The sequence below is a fragment of the Paludisphaera mucosa genome (assembly GCF_029589435.1).
GTDB classification, from domain to species: Bacteria; Planctomycetota; Planctomycetia; order Isosphaerales; family Isosphaeraceae; genus Paludisphaera; species Paludisphaera mucosa.
Window position 1 is genome coordinate 1,069,546 of sequence record NZ_JARRAG010000001.1, and the last position, 12,483, is coordinate 1,082,028.

The 12,483-nt window shown below is 68.7% G+C and carries 8 protein-coding genes; 7 read left to right on the forward strand and 1 reads right to left on the reverse strand.

Annotation, left to right across the window (positions count from 1 at the left end; genetic code table 11):
* Positions 1-131 precede the first annotated feature (131 nt).
* The 5 genes from PZE19_RS04480 to PZE19_RS04500 all read left to right on the forward strand — a co-directional run bounded on the left by PZE19_RS04480 (position 132) and on the right by PZE19_RS04500 (position 6,529).
* The gene (locus tag PZE19_RS04480; protein WP_277859371.1) at positions 132-1,031 is read left to right on the forward strand and encodes an HAD family hydrolase; all 900 of its coding nucleotides are present in this window, start codon (positions 132-134) and stop codon (positions 1,029-1,031) included.
* A 194-nt stretch (positions 1,032-1,225) separates the two neighbouring features.
* Positions 1,226-2,518, forward strand: coding sequence for a diphosphate--fructose-6-phosphate 1-phosphotransferase (locus PZE19_RS04485; protein WP_277859372.1), 1,293 nt, complete (start codon positions 1,226-1,228; stop codon positions 2,516-2,518).
* A 140-nt stretch (positions 2,519-2,658) separates the two neighbouring features.
* Positions 2,659-4,125, forward strand: coding sequence for a decarboxylating NADP(+)-dependent phosphogluconate dehydrogenase (gnd, locus tag PZE19_RS04490; protein WP_277859373.1), 1,467 nt, complete (start codon positions 2,659-2,661; stop codon positions 4,123-4,125).
* 399 nt (positions 4,126-4,524) lie between these two features.
* Complete coding sequence (locus PZE19_RS04495) at positions 4,525-5,982, forward strand: serine/threonine-protein kinase (protein WP_277859374.1); 1,458 nt, start codon at positions 4,525-4,527, stop codon at positions 5,980-5,982.
* A 73-nt stretch (positions 5,983-6,055) separates the two neighbouring features.
* On the forward strand, positions 6,056-6,529 hold the full coding sequence (locus tag PZE19_RS04500) for a hypothetical protein (RefSeq protein ID WP_277859375.1): 474 nt from the start codon (positions 6,056-6,058) through the stop codon (positions 6,527-6,529).
* A 1-nt stretch (position 6,530) separates the two neighbouring features.
* On the opposite strand, the gene PZE19_RS04505 is transcribed toward PZE19_RS04500, so the two are convergent.
* A complete protein-coding gene (locus PZE19_RS04505) occupies positions 6,531-7,868 on the reverse strand; it encodes a DUF1501 domain-containing protein (RefSeq protein ID WP_277859376.1) in 1,338 nt (445 codons plus the stop codon).
* A 503-nt stretch (positions 7,869-8,371) separates the two neighbouring features.
* Here PZE19_RS04505 and PZE19_RS04510 point away from each other — a divergent pair.
* Both PZE19_RS04510 and PZE19_RS04515 read left to right on the forward strand, forming a co-directional pair.
* Positions 8,372-10,270 carry a SpoIVB peptidase S55 domain-containing protein gene (locus tag PZE19_RS04510; protein ID WP_277859377.1) on the forward strand — a complete coding sequence of 633 codons (1,899 nt, stop codon included), beginning with the start codon at positions 8,372-8,374 and terminating at the stop codon, positions 10,268-10,270.
* Positions 10,271-10,358: 88 nt separating this feature from the next.
* Complete coding sequence (locus tag PZE19_RS04515) at positions 10,359-12,479, forward strand: hypothetical protein (protein ID WP_277859378.1); 2,121 nt, start codon at positions 10,359-10,361, stop codon at positions 12,477-12,479.
* Positions 12,480-12,483 lie beyond the last annotated feature (4 nt).

Here is a 12,483-nt window from a genome sequence, read left to right on the forward strand (position 1 = left end):
CGGTGAGGACAGCTTCGCTCGCTCTTGCGCTGGGCGAGAAGCCGGAATGAGTGGGATTTGATCCTGGGCCTTCGGGCCCGACGCGAGACCTGGGCGATTCAGTGACACCAGCGACGGAAGGATTTGCGGACATGGCGGCGCCGAGCGACCCCCAGCTTGCCTTGCGCCAGTTTCCCAGGCGGCACGACTTCTTCGTCGGGATCGACAGCGACGGCTGCGCCTTCGACACGATGGAGGTGAAGCACAAGGAGTGCTTCATCCCCAACATCATCAACTCCTACGACCTCGCGGCGGTCTCGAAGTACGTACGCGAGGCCGCCGAATTCGTGAACCTGTATTCCCACTGGCGGGGCATCAACCGCTTTCCGGCCCTGGTCATGGCGTTCGACCTCGTCATGAACCGTCCCGAGATCGTCGCCCGGCGGTTCCGGCTCCCCGCCCTCGACGGCGTCCGCGCCTGGGTCAAGCGTGAGACCAAGCTCTCGAACCCGACGCTCAAGGTGGAAGTCGAGGCGACGCAGGACGCCGACCTGGCCCTGGCGTACGAATGGAGCGAGGCGGTCAATCGGACGATCGGCGAGATGGTGCACGACGTCCCCCCCTTCCCGTACGTCCGCGAGTCGCTCGAATGCCTGGGCGACAAGGCCGACGTCATGGTCGTCTCGGCCACCCCCGGCGAGGCCCTCGATCGCGAGTGGGAGGAGAACGGGATCAAGCGGCACGTCGGCCTGATCGCCGGCCAGGAGCTGGGGAGCAAGAAGGAGCACCTGGCGCTCGCGGCCGTCGGCAAGTATGACGCCGACAAGATCCTCATGATCGGCGACGCCCCCGGCGACATGAAAGCCGCCCTCGACAACGGCGTGCTCTTCTACCCCATCGACCCCGGCCATGAGGACGAGTCGTGGCAGCGCTTCTTCGAGGAATCGCTCCCCAAATTCCTCAACGGCGAATTCGCCGGCCCCTACATGCAGGCTCAGATCGCGCGGTTCCAGGCCCTCCTGCCGAGCACGCCGCCCTGGAAGACGTCCTGAGTCGACGCAGCGCGGGCGCATCCTGGGTTCGTTCGTAAGAAATCAGGGGAGGCCCTCACGATCCTGCGACGGGCCGCCACGCCGGGCCCTTGTCGACGGCGGGGCCGCGTGTTGCAATCGAGGGGAAATCGGCCGGCGGGCGGGTCGGGGCAGGGGCCCGGAGGCCGTCGTCGGGAGAGAGGATCGAACGCGTCATGCCTCCCCGCAACGTCGTCGTGGCCCAGTCCGGCGGGCCGACCTGCGTCATCAACAACTCGCTGCGAGGGATCGTCGAGACCTGCCGGCGTCACCCCGGGGCCTTCGGCAAGGTCTACGGCGGCCGATTCGGGATCGAGGGGGTGCTCAAGGAGGAGTTGATCGACCTGTCGGCGACTTCGGCCGAGGAGATCGCCCTGTTGCGGACCTCGCCGGCCGCCGGCTCGATCGGCACCTGCCGCTACAAGCTCAAGAAGGGGCTCGACGAGGACTTCGCCCGCGTCGTCGAGGTCTTCAAGGCGCACGACGTCGGCACCTTCTTCTACATCGGCGGCAACGACTCGCAGGACACGGCCCATAAAATCAGCGTCCTCGCCCGCGACGCCGGCCTGGACCTCGTCGCGGTGGGGGTCCCCAAGACGATCGACAACGACCTGGGCGACGCCGGTTTCGAGCTTCTCGACCACTCGCCGGGCTACGGCTCGGTGGCGCGTTACTACGCGCACTACGTCAGTCAGGCCAACGAGGAGAACGCCGGGTCGTCGCCGGCCGACCCGGTGCTGGTGATCCAGGCGATGGGCCGGAAGATCGGCTTCATCCCCGCCGCCGCAAGGCTGGCCGACCCCGAGCGCAAGCTGCCGATCCAGATCTACCTGACCGAGTCGGGCCTGACGCTCCAACAACTCGGCGAGAACGTCGTCCGCCAGCTCGAATCGGACGGTCGGTGCATCGTCGTGGTCAGCGAGGGCTTCGACGTCGGCGAGGTGGGGTCGATCCGCGACAACTTCGGGCATGTGCAGTTCAGCTCCAGCCAGCAGACCGTGGCGCAGGTCGTGGTCAATTACCTGAACACGCTCAAATTCCCGGTCCCCGGCAAGGCCCGCGGGCAGGTCCCGGGGACCGACCAGCGCAACGCGATCGCCTACGCCAGCGTGGTCGATCTCGACGAGGCCTACGGCGTCGGCTGCCACGCCGTCGAGATCGCGCTCAAGGAGGGGAACGGCTGGATGGCCACGATCCTCCGCGACCGATCGGGCTCGGCCTACAACGTCCATTACGACAAGGCCCCGCTGGAGCAGGTCGCCAACTCCGAGCGGTTCTTCCCCAAGGAGTGGATCGCCCCCAACCGGATCGACGTGACCGACGACTTCGTCGAGTACGCGCGTCCGCTGATCGGCGAGGACTGGGTGAGCGTGCCCACGGTGGGCGGCCTGCCGCGGTTCGCCCGGATCGCCCCGGTCTTCGCCCCCAAGAAGCTCGCGTCGTACACGCCGCAGACGTATCGCAAGTGATCGCCGAGGCGTCGCGAGGCCGGCGGCCGGGCCGTCGGATGGATTCGCCCGCGCCTCGGGTATAGAATCACGTCCGTGACCCGTGAGACCGAACGCCCGGCCGGAAGGCCGCACGCCTGACTTTTTGGGAATCGACGCACATGGCCGCCATCCAACCGACCGCCGACATCGGGCTCGTGGGCCTCGCCGTGATGGGCGAGAACCTCGTGCTGAACATGGCCAACCACGGGTACACGGTGGCCGTCTTCAACCGGACCACGTCGAAGGTCGACGCCTTCCTCGCCGATCGGGCCAAGGACAAGCCCATCCTCGGCGCGCACTCCGTCGAGGAACTGGTCGCCAACCTCAAGCGGCCCCGCAAGATCATGATCATGGTCAAGGCCGGCGCGCCGGTGGACCAGGTGATCGACGAGCTGGTCCCGCTGCTGGAGCCGGGCGACGTCCTGATCGACGGCGGCAACTCGCACTTCCCCGATTCGACGCGACGGACCCGCGCCCTCAAGGAGAAGGGGATCCTGTACGTCGGCACCGGCGTCTCCGGTGGCGAGGAGGGGGCCCTCAAGGGGCCCTCGATCATGCCCGGCGGCAACCCCGACGCCTGGCCCCTGGTCAAGCCGATCTTCCAGGCGATCGCCGCCCGCGCCCCCGACGGCACCCCGTGCTGCGACTGGGTCGGCCCCGAGGGGTCCGGGCACTACGTCAAGATGGTGCACAACGGCATCGAATACGGCGACATGCAGCTCATCTGCGAAGCCTATTTCGTCATGCGGAAGCTGCTGGGCATGGAGCCCGCAGCCCTCCACGACGTCTTCGACCGATGGAACCAGGGGCCGCTCGACAGCTATCTGGTCGAGATCACCCGCGACATCCTCGCCCAGAAGGACGACGAGACCGGCAAGCCGATGATCGACGTGATCCTCGACACCGCCGGCCAGAAGGGGACGGGCAAGTGGACGGTCATCTCGGCGTGCGACCTGGGCGTGCCGCTCACCTTGATCTCCGAGGCCGTCTTCGCGCGGACGCTCTCCTCCCAGAAGGATGAGCGAGTGGCGGCGTCCAAGATCCTCAAGGTCCACCCCACGTCGTTCAACGGCAACCGCCAGGCGATGGTCGACGACGTCGAGCGGGCGCTCTACGCCAGCAAGATCATCTCCTACGCCCAGGGATTCGCCCTGATGCGGGGGATGGCCAAGGAGTCGGGCTGGGAGATCAACAACGGGGCCGTCGCCATGATGTGGCGGGGCGGTTGCATCATCCGGAGCGCCTTCCTGGGGCGGATCAAGGAAGCCTTCGACCGCGACCCGAACCTCACCAACCTGCTGATCGACCCCTTCTTCGCCCAGGAGATCGGCCGCGCCGAGGAGGGCTGGCGACGTGTCTGCGCCGCGGCGATCACCCACGGGATCCCGGTCCCGGCGATGACCTCGGCGCTCTCCTACTTCGACGGCTACCGCACGGCCCAGCTCCCGGCCAACCTGCTCCAGGCCCAGCGCGACTTCTTCGGCGCCCACACCTACGAACGTACCGACAAGCCCCGCGGCCAGTATTTTCACACCAACTGGACCGGCCGCGGCGGGACCACCGCCTCGACGACGTATAATGCCTGAGACGCGGGATCACGAGCGACGATCGGTCGAGTCCGGGCGTTCTGAAAGATGAGAGATCAAGGGAAACCCGGTCGCCGGCGAGGATCGATCCTGCCGGCGATCGCGGGAATTCCGCGCGTTTCCTCATGCGGCCTGGAATAAACGCCGATTCGCCTATAGAATGGCGATGTGCCCATGGAACGCGATAAGCGACACAACTCCATGCGGCGAACGTAGAACGCATCATCAGGATGCGGCCGCGTCAAGCACGGCCCCCGCTGTCGGACGATCCCGTCGGTCCCCGATGGGAAAACGCGACTATCTTTACATCAGGCCGTTCCGCCCTGTCCGCCCGTCGACGCAGGGCCCTCGAATCGATTACATAGGTTGATTGGTTTTATGAAACAAGGTCCCCAAGCGGTGACCTCCGTCCCGGTCATGGACGACCGCCTGCACGCCGCGTCGGCCGTCGCCGACGCCGCGGTCCAGGGCGCTTCGTCGTCGAACGCACCATCCGCCCCCCCCTCGAACCGGCCCCCACTCGACCTGGAGGCCACACGCCTGCACGTCGCCCGCCAATCGCCCAGAACTCGCACGCAGCCCCCCGGTCCCCCCGCCGAGACCCCGGCCGAACCGGTCTGGAACGACGACCTCATCGGCCGCAAGCTGTCCCAGTACCGGATCCTCGAGGACCTGGGACGGGGGTCGATGGCCCGGGTCTTCAAGGCCTGGCACCTGGGGCTCGAACGAACCTGCGCCCTCAAGATCATCGACCCGACCCTGGTGGCCCGCCGCCCCATCCTCCGCGACCAGTTCTGGGCGGAGGCCCGTGCGGCGGCCAACCTGGTGCACCCGCAGGTCGTCACGATCCACAACCTGGGCTCCGACTCGGGCTACAACTTCATCGAGATGGAGTATGTCCCGGGCAGCGTCAGCCTGCGCGACTCGCTCGTCAAGGACGGCCCCTTCGAGGCCCAGCGGGCCGCGCGGCTGGTCCGGCAGGTCTTGCTCGCGCTCGGCGCGGCTCACGAGTCGGGGATCATCCATCGCGACGTGAAGCCGGCCAACGTGCTCCTCACGGCCGACGGCAACGCCAAGCTCGCCGACTTCGGGCTGGCCCAGACGCGGGCGAAGCTCACGGGGGCCAACCTCCCCCTGGCCGGCACGCCGACCTTCATGGCGCCCGAGCTGTTCACCGGCACCCCGGCAAGCCCCCAGTCCGACATCTACTCCGTCGGCGTGATGTTCTACTACCTGCTGACGGGTCGGCTGCCGTTCACCTCCGATCGGATCGCCAGCCTGATCAACCTCCACCAGAGCGAGGCCGTCCCCGACCTGAGGAAGATCCTGCCGGGCGTCCACCCGCGTCTGGTCGAGCTGATCGAGCGCTGCCTGGCGAAGTCGCCCGGCGACCGATTCGCCACGGCCGAGGAGCTGAGCGACCAGCTCCAGATGCTGATGCATCAGCTTCGCGACACCGAGGGCATCCTGCGCGAGAGCCTGCAAGGCGTCGACTCGTTCATCCAGGGCACGCGCGACACGTTCCGCGTCCTGCTCCCGCAGCCGGGCGACCGGCTCCAGGAGGTCATGATCGAGGTCAACGACGGCGAGGAAGGGAAGGACGAGCGTTACCTCTCGGTCTTCTCGGTATGCGGGCCGGCGGAGCCTTCCTATTATGGATACGCCCTGGCCCTGAACAGCCGGCTGACCTTCGGCGGCCTCTCGATCCGCTACGTACTGGGCTCGCCGATGCTCGTGATGTCGCGGACGTTCGTCCGCGATCGGATGCGGGTGAGCGACCTCCGCGACGCGATCCTGGAGATCGCCCACAACGCCGACCGGATCGAGGCCCGGATGACCCGGCTCGACCTCTACTGACGACGCGACGGGCCGACCTCGATCCCTCTTCCTCGATCCCGCACCGAGCCCCTCAGCACCAGGAGCCCGCGCCATGGCCGTCGCGACCGACTTGCAGTCGGCGAGTCAGGGGCTCGCCATCGGCGTCTCGTTGATCTCCCTCTTCCTCGGGCTCCGGCAATGGTACGAGCACCGGGCGCGGTGGGACCTGTCGGAACTCGACGGCGCGTTTTACCGCCGCCAGGACGTCCGCCGCTGGTTGGGCGTTTTCGTGCTGGCGAGCGTGGCGGTCGTGGTCTACGCCGGGTCGTGGATCGAGCCGAAGGTTGAAGGGAAGGGGAACGTCGCCTTCGTCGTCCTCTGGCTGGTCGTGCTGGTGCTGATCGTCGTCACACTCCTGGTAGCGCTTTGGGACTGGGTCGCCACCTGGCTGTACGCTCGCGAGAAGCGTCGCGCGATGGTCCGCGACCATGTCGACGACCTTCGCCGCCAGCTCCGGGTCGTCGCCGAGGCGGCCCGAAGCGAGCGAGAGGCGGAGCCGAAGGACAACCCCTCGACCGAGGCCTGAATCAGGCCCGGCCGGTCGACCCCGACAGCTCGGGGATGATCATCCCGGTCGACCCGACGGTGATCGGTCGGCCGGTGCGGTCCTGGAACGTCGTCTCGGGATCGACGCCGAGGCGGTCGTAGAGCGTGACGATGATGTCTTGCGGCCGGACGGGACGATCGGCCGGCGAGCCCCCGCGCGGGTCGGATGCGCCGATGGTCTGGCCGCCCGCGAAGCCGCCGCCGGCGACGAGCACGCTCATGACCCGGCCGTTGTGGTCGCGGCCCGGGATCGGATCCTGCGGCAGGCCGTTGTTGAGCCGGGGCGACCGGCCGAACTCGCCCATCACGAGGACGATCGTCGACTCCAGCAGCCCGCGCTGGTTGAGGTCTTCGATCAGGCCGGCCACCGCGGCGTCGAGCACGGGGAGCACGTTGTGCATCCCCTTCTCGATGCTCGCGTGCCAGTCCCAGCCGCCGAAGGTCAGGGTCACGAACCGGACCCCGGCCTCGACCAGGCGGCGGGCGAGCAGGGCGCTCTGGCCCCAGGTGTGGCGGCCGTAGCGGTCGCGGAGGTGGGCGGGTTCGCGGCCAAGGTCGAACGCCGCGCGGGCCTCCGGGCCGCTGATCATCGCCAACGCCGCGTCCTGGAAGCGGTCGACGTCCGAAGCCCCGGCGAAGCGGTCGATCCGCTCGCGGGCGGCGTCGAAGCGGGAAAGCAACTCGCGACGCGACCCGAGGCGACCGACGTCCACCCCCGCCGGCAGATCGAGGCTGGTGGCGTGATACGCGTCGGTGTTGGGGTCGCCGTCGGCGTTGAACGGGTCGAAACTGCGTCCCAGGTAGGCCGCGCCGTGGTATCCGATCGGCAGCCCCACGGTGTGGGTGTTCGGGAGGCCCACGTAGGCCGGGATGCCGGCCTTCTTGCCCCCCTTGACGCGCGAGAGGACCGAGCCGAACGACGGGTTGACGGGCGTCTGGTTGATGCCGTTGGGGCCCGAGTAGCCGGTCAGCATCCAGTGGGCGGCCGTGAAATGGTCGTCGTTGTCGTGGTGCACCGAGCGGAGCAGCGAGACCTTGTCCATCATCGCCGCGTGCCGCGGGAGCAGTTCCGAGATCCGGATCCCGGGGACCGCCGTCGCGATCGAGCCGATCGGGCCGCGCACCTCGGCGGCGGCGTCGGGCTTGGGATCGTAGGTCTCATGCTGGGGCGGCCCGCCGTCCAACCAGATGAGGATGACGGAAGGGTCGTCGGCCCCTCGCTTCGCCACCCCGCCGGCGGCCCTCGCCCGAAGCAGGTCGGCGAGGGTCATCCCCGACAGGCCGAGCGTGCCGGCGCGAATGAGCGTTCGCCGGGTCATGCCCGCGTCACGTCCGCCAGTCGTTCCCGAGAGGTTCAACATGGGTGGCTCCCTGGCTGTCGCAATGGTCGCAACGCGGACCTTCGATCTCCGGGAGTTTAACCTTGTTTCAACATTATGCAATCCCCTGGTCGTCCGGCGACGATGAGGATCGCGCCTTCGGATCGACCGACGTTGCCCTGCGACATCAGATGGCTATGAAGTGGATGATCGGAAAATCCGATGATAGGAAACGCGAAGTATTCGTTGACGCGATGATGAGGGAGTTGTAAAGTTCAGATGAGAGCATCCAGGATGGAGCAATTCTGCGGACTTGCACACCGGTGAGCGTCGTGCCTCCCGACGTCGATCGTCGGGCTGCGGCAATGGGTCGATCCGGCCCTCGCCGCAACGACGTCCGCAACGCGCCAGGACGCGCCGGGGTTCGAGTCCTCCCCTCTCCTTGCTCGATCCCGTGACCATGTGACCCTTCGGCCGCCCCTGTTCCAGGGAGATCCCGTGCCATGCGATCCATGACGGTCCGGCGAGGTGGAGTCGTGCTGGGGATGGGTTGGGCCCTGGCCCTGCTGGGGGCGTCGACCGCGGCGCTCGCCGGCGAGCCCGACGCCAAGACGTACTGGGACGTGAAGGACCTGCGACCGGGGATGAAGGGCGTCGGCCAGACCGTGATGGTGGGGACGAAGCTCGAGGAGTTCGGGGCCGAGGTCCTGGGCGTCATGAGGGACGTCTCCCCCGGCCGCGACATGGTCCTCTGCCGCCTGACCGGCTGCAACCTGGAGCACGCCGGCATCATCCAGGGGATGAGCGGCAGCCCGATCTACATCGACGGCAAGCTCGTCGGGGCCGTGGCCTTCGCCTGGGAGTTCGCGAAGGACCCGATCGCCGGCGTGACCCCCTTCCAGCAGATGGTGCAATACGTCCGCGCCAGCGACCGCAAGGTCGCCGCCGAGGCGCGCGACAAGGACGTGAACACGCCGATCCAGGCCTCCGTGTCGTACCTGATGGACGTCGACGGGCCGATCGGGGACGAACCGGCCGCGAATCGGTCGGCCATGCCGCTGCGGGTCTCGGGCGGCGGCGCGGGGATGATCCCGATCGCCACGCCGCTGGCGGCCTCGGGGTTCAGCCCGCGGGCGTTGGCGATGCTCGACGACAAGCTGCGGCCCCTGGGCATGGCGCCGATGTCGGGCGGTCGCGCGGGCGACGAGATCGTCCGCGGAGAGGGGGACAAGCCGCTCGCGCCCGGCTCGCCGCTCAGCATCGCCATGGTGATGGGCGACTTCGACCTCTCGGGCATCGGCACGGTGACGCACGTCGAGGGCGACCGGGTCTACGGCTTCGGCCACCCGATGTTCAGCCTGGGGAACTGCGAGTTCCCGATGATGACCGGCTACATCCATACCGTGTACCCCCGCGCCAGCGTGAGCATGAAGATGGGCTCGCCGCTCAAGGTGGTGGGCGTGGTCGACGCCGACGTCAGCACGGGCGTCGCGGGACGGGTCGGGGCGAAGCCCGACATGCTGCCGATGACCGTGCGGGTCAAGACCGGCAAGTACGCCGACGCCCACACGTACAAGGTCCAGATGGTCCGCGAGCCGTCGCTGACCTCGTCGCTGATGATGTCGGTCCTCACCAGCGCGATCGACACCGAGGGCAACCTGCCCGAGGAACTCACCGCCCGCCTCAAGGCCGAGGTCCACCTCCACGACCGCGAGACGATCGTGATGCAGGACACGTTCAGCGGCCCCCGCTACACCGGCCAGATGGGGGCCTCGGCCCTGTTCGGGCCGCTCTCGTCGATCGTGAACATCCTCGTCAAGAACCCGATGGCCCCGGTCCGGATCGAGTCGATCGACTGCGACGTCGAGATCGAGGACGGCCGCAGGGTGGCGACGATCGAGTCCGTCCGGCTCCAGTCGGTGACCGTCGAGCCCGGCCAGACCTTGCGGGCGTTCGTCACGCTGAAGCCCTACAAGGGCGAGCGCGAGGTCGTCGAGGCGGCGGTGAAGATCCCCGGCGACTTCCCCGAGGGCAATCACGAGGCCGTCGTCTGCGACCTGTCCGGCAGCGCCCGGCGGCGGTTCCGCAACGATCCGGTCCTGAACGAGCCCCGCGACCTGCAGGCGATCCTGGCCTCGCTCAAGATGCAGACCGAGCCCAAGCGGACCGAGGTCTACCTGCACGTCCAGACGCCCGACCGCGGGCTGGCCGTGAACGGCGAGTCGCTGCCCAACCTACCCGCCAGCGCCCGGGCGGCGTTCGGCTCGAAACGGCAGGCGCCTGCGTCGGCCATCCGCTCGGACCTGATCCAGGCCGCGGCCACCCCCTGGGTCGTCGAAGGCAACCAGACGCTGCAGTTCACGGTGGCCAAGGACGCCGGGCTCTCGTTATCGTTGAAGTGATCGGGCCGGACGCCCGACTTCACGAACGACGAGGATCGACATGACGGATCTCCAGTTTCGGCGTCGGCGTCCTTTATCTCGGTGCCTGATGATCGCGTCGATCGCGACGACCCTCGTCGCGGCCGGCGCGATCCGGCTTTACGCCAAGCTGGAAACCTGGCGGCAGGAATCGGCCTCGGCCTTCGCCAGGCACCACCGCGAGGGCGTGGTCGTCTCGGACCAGGGCCGCGTCCGCCTGGGCCGAGCCCTCGTGCCGACGGCCCCTCTGGCCGCCGATCGCGTGTGGGACCTCGCCCGCGCGGCCGACGGCGCGGTCTACGCCGCGACGGGCGATTCGGGCCGCGTCTTCCGCCTCGCCCCCAAGGAGCCGGCGGCCTGGGAGCAGGTCCTCGACGACCCCGACGGCCAGGCTCTCAGCCTCGCGGCCACCGCCGACGGCAAGGTGTTCGTCGGCACGGGGCCCTCGGGCAAGGTCGTCGAGCTGACCGACCCGAAGCATCCGTCGTCGCGCCCCGATCCCGCCGTGCTCTACATCTGGGACATCGCCGCCGATGCGAAGGGAAACCTTTACGCCGCGACCGGGCCCAACGGCCAGCTCTGGAAGCGCAGCGGGGACGGGGCCTGGACGCTGGCCTACGACGCCAAGTCCGCCCACCTGCTCTCCGTCGCGACGGGTCCCGACGGTTCAATTTACGCGGGCGGTGACGGCGAAGGGCTGATCTACCGCGTCGCGCCCGACGGCAAGGCGTCGGTCCTGTACGACGCCCCCCAATCCGAGGTCCGCACGCTCCTCGTCGGCCCCGACGGCGCGCTTTACGCCGGTACGGCGGCCGAGGCCGGCGGCGGCCAGAAGACGGCCGGCCTGGGCCTCTTCTCGATGCAGGAGCCGGAGAAGGGCGGCGAGGCGGCGGGGGCGAGGTCGCAGGCCGTGGCCGTCGCCCAGGTCCCGCCGGTCGACGCCGCCGCGGCACCCTCGGCGAAGGCAGCCCCCGCGGGGGGCTCGGCCGCGCCCAAGCCGGCCCTTCCCGGCGAGAACGCGGTCTACCGGATCGACCAGGAGGGCGTCGTGCGCGAGGTCTTCCGCGCCAAGGCGTTGATCTTCGCGCTCGCCCGGATCGACGATCGCCTGCTCGTCGGCACGGGCCCCGACGGCGTGCTGTACGAGGTCCGCGAGGGCGATTCCGAGAATACGCCCCTGGCCAAGCTGGACAACGGCCAGATCCTCGCCCTGTTGGCCGAACCCGGCGGGAAATTGCTGATCGGCGCGGGGGATCCCGGGGCGGTCGTCCGGCTGGCCGCGAACGTCACGGACCACGGCGAGCTGGTTTCCGATGTGTTCGACGCCAAGTTGCCGAGCCGCTTCGGCTCGTTGAGCTGGCAGGGCGAGACGCCCCCAGGGACGTCGATCGCGCTGCAAGTTCGGACCGGGAACGTCGGCGAGCCCGACCCCACCTGGTCGGCCTGGTCGGCGGAGCAGTCCGACTCGAAGAACGCCCAGGCGCAGGCCCCGGTCGGCCGCTTCGTCCAGTATCGCGTCAAGCTTGCGACCCGCGACCCCAAGCGGTCGCCGGAGCTTCGTTCGGTGGCCGTCGCCTACCGCTCGATGAACCTCCACCCCGAGATCAACAAGCTGGAGACGCCCGACGTCTCCGTCGCCGACGGTGCGGCCAAGCAGGCCAAGCTGAACATCCGCTGGGAGGTGACGGACCCCAACGACGACGACCTGAACTACCTGGTCCAGGCCCGCAAGGAGGGCTGGCCCACCTGGATCAACCTGACCGACGCCCCGATCGCCGAGAAGTCCTACTCGTGGGACACCTCGGCCTTCCCGTCGGGCCGCTACCAGGTCCGGCTGGTGGCGAGCGACCGGCCTTCGAACAGCCCCGAGGACGCCCTCAAGCGCGAACGCGAGAGCGCGGCGTTCCTCGTCGACCATGACGCGCCCAAGGTGGCGATCGCGCCCGACGGTCGCAAGGCGGCCGTCACCCTGAGCGACGACCTCACTCGACTGGTGAAGGCCGAGTACGCCGTCGACGGCGGCTCCTGGGCCTCGACCTTTCCCGACGACGGCCTCTTCGACGGACTTGCCGAGAAAGCCTCGCTTACGCTCCCCGACCTGAAGCCGGGCGTCCACCTGCTCATGATCCGCGCGACCGACGCCGCCGGCAACGTGGGCTCGGGCGACGCCCTTTTGACCGTGAAGGATTGACGAC

What these genes read in the sequence shown, in the direction of transcription:
- PZE19_RS04480 (WP_277859371.1), top strand. Translation starts at nt 132, where the DNA reads ATGGCGGCGCCGAGCGACCCCCAGCTTGCCTTGCGCCAGTTTCCCAGG.
- PZE19_RS04485 (WP_277859372.1), top strand. Translation starts at nt 1,226, where the DNA reads ATGCCTCCCCGCAACGTCGTCGTGGCCCAGTCCGGCGGGCCGACCTGC.
- gnd (WP_277859373.1), top strand. Translation starts at nt 2,659, where the DNA reads ATGGCCGCCATCCAACCGACCGCCGACATCGGGCTCGTGGGCCTCGCC.
- PZE19_RS04500 (WP_277859375.1), top strand. Translation starts at nt 6,056, where the DNA reads ATGGCCGTCGCGACCGACTTGCAGTCGGCGAGTCAGGGGCTCGCCATC.
- PZE19_RS04505 (WP_277859376.1), bottom strand. Translation starts at nt 7,868, where the DNA reads ATGACCCGGCGAACGCTCATTCGCGCCGGCACGCTCGGCCTGTCGGGG.
- PZE19_RS04510 (WP_277859377.1), top strand. Translation starts at nt 8,372, where the DNA reads ATGCGATCCATGACGGTCCGGCGAGGTGGAGTCGTGCTGGGGATGGGT.
- PZE19_RS04515 (WP_277859378.1), top strand. Translation starts at nt 10,359, where the DNA reads ATGATCGCGTCGATCGCGACGACCCTCGTCGCGGCCGGCGCGATCCGG.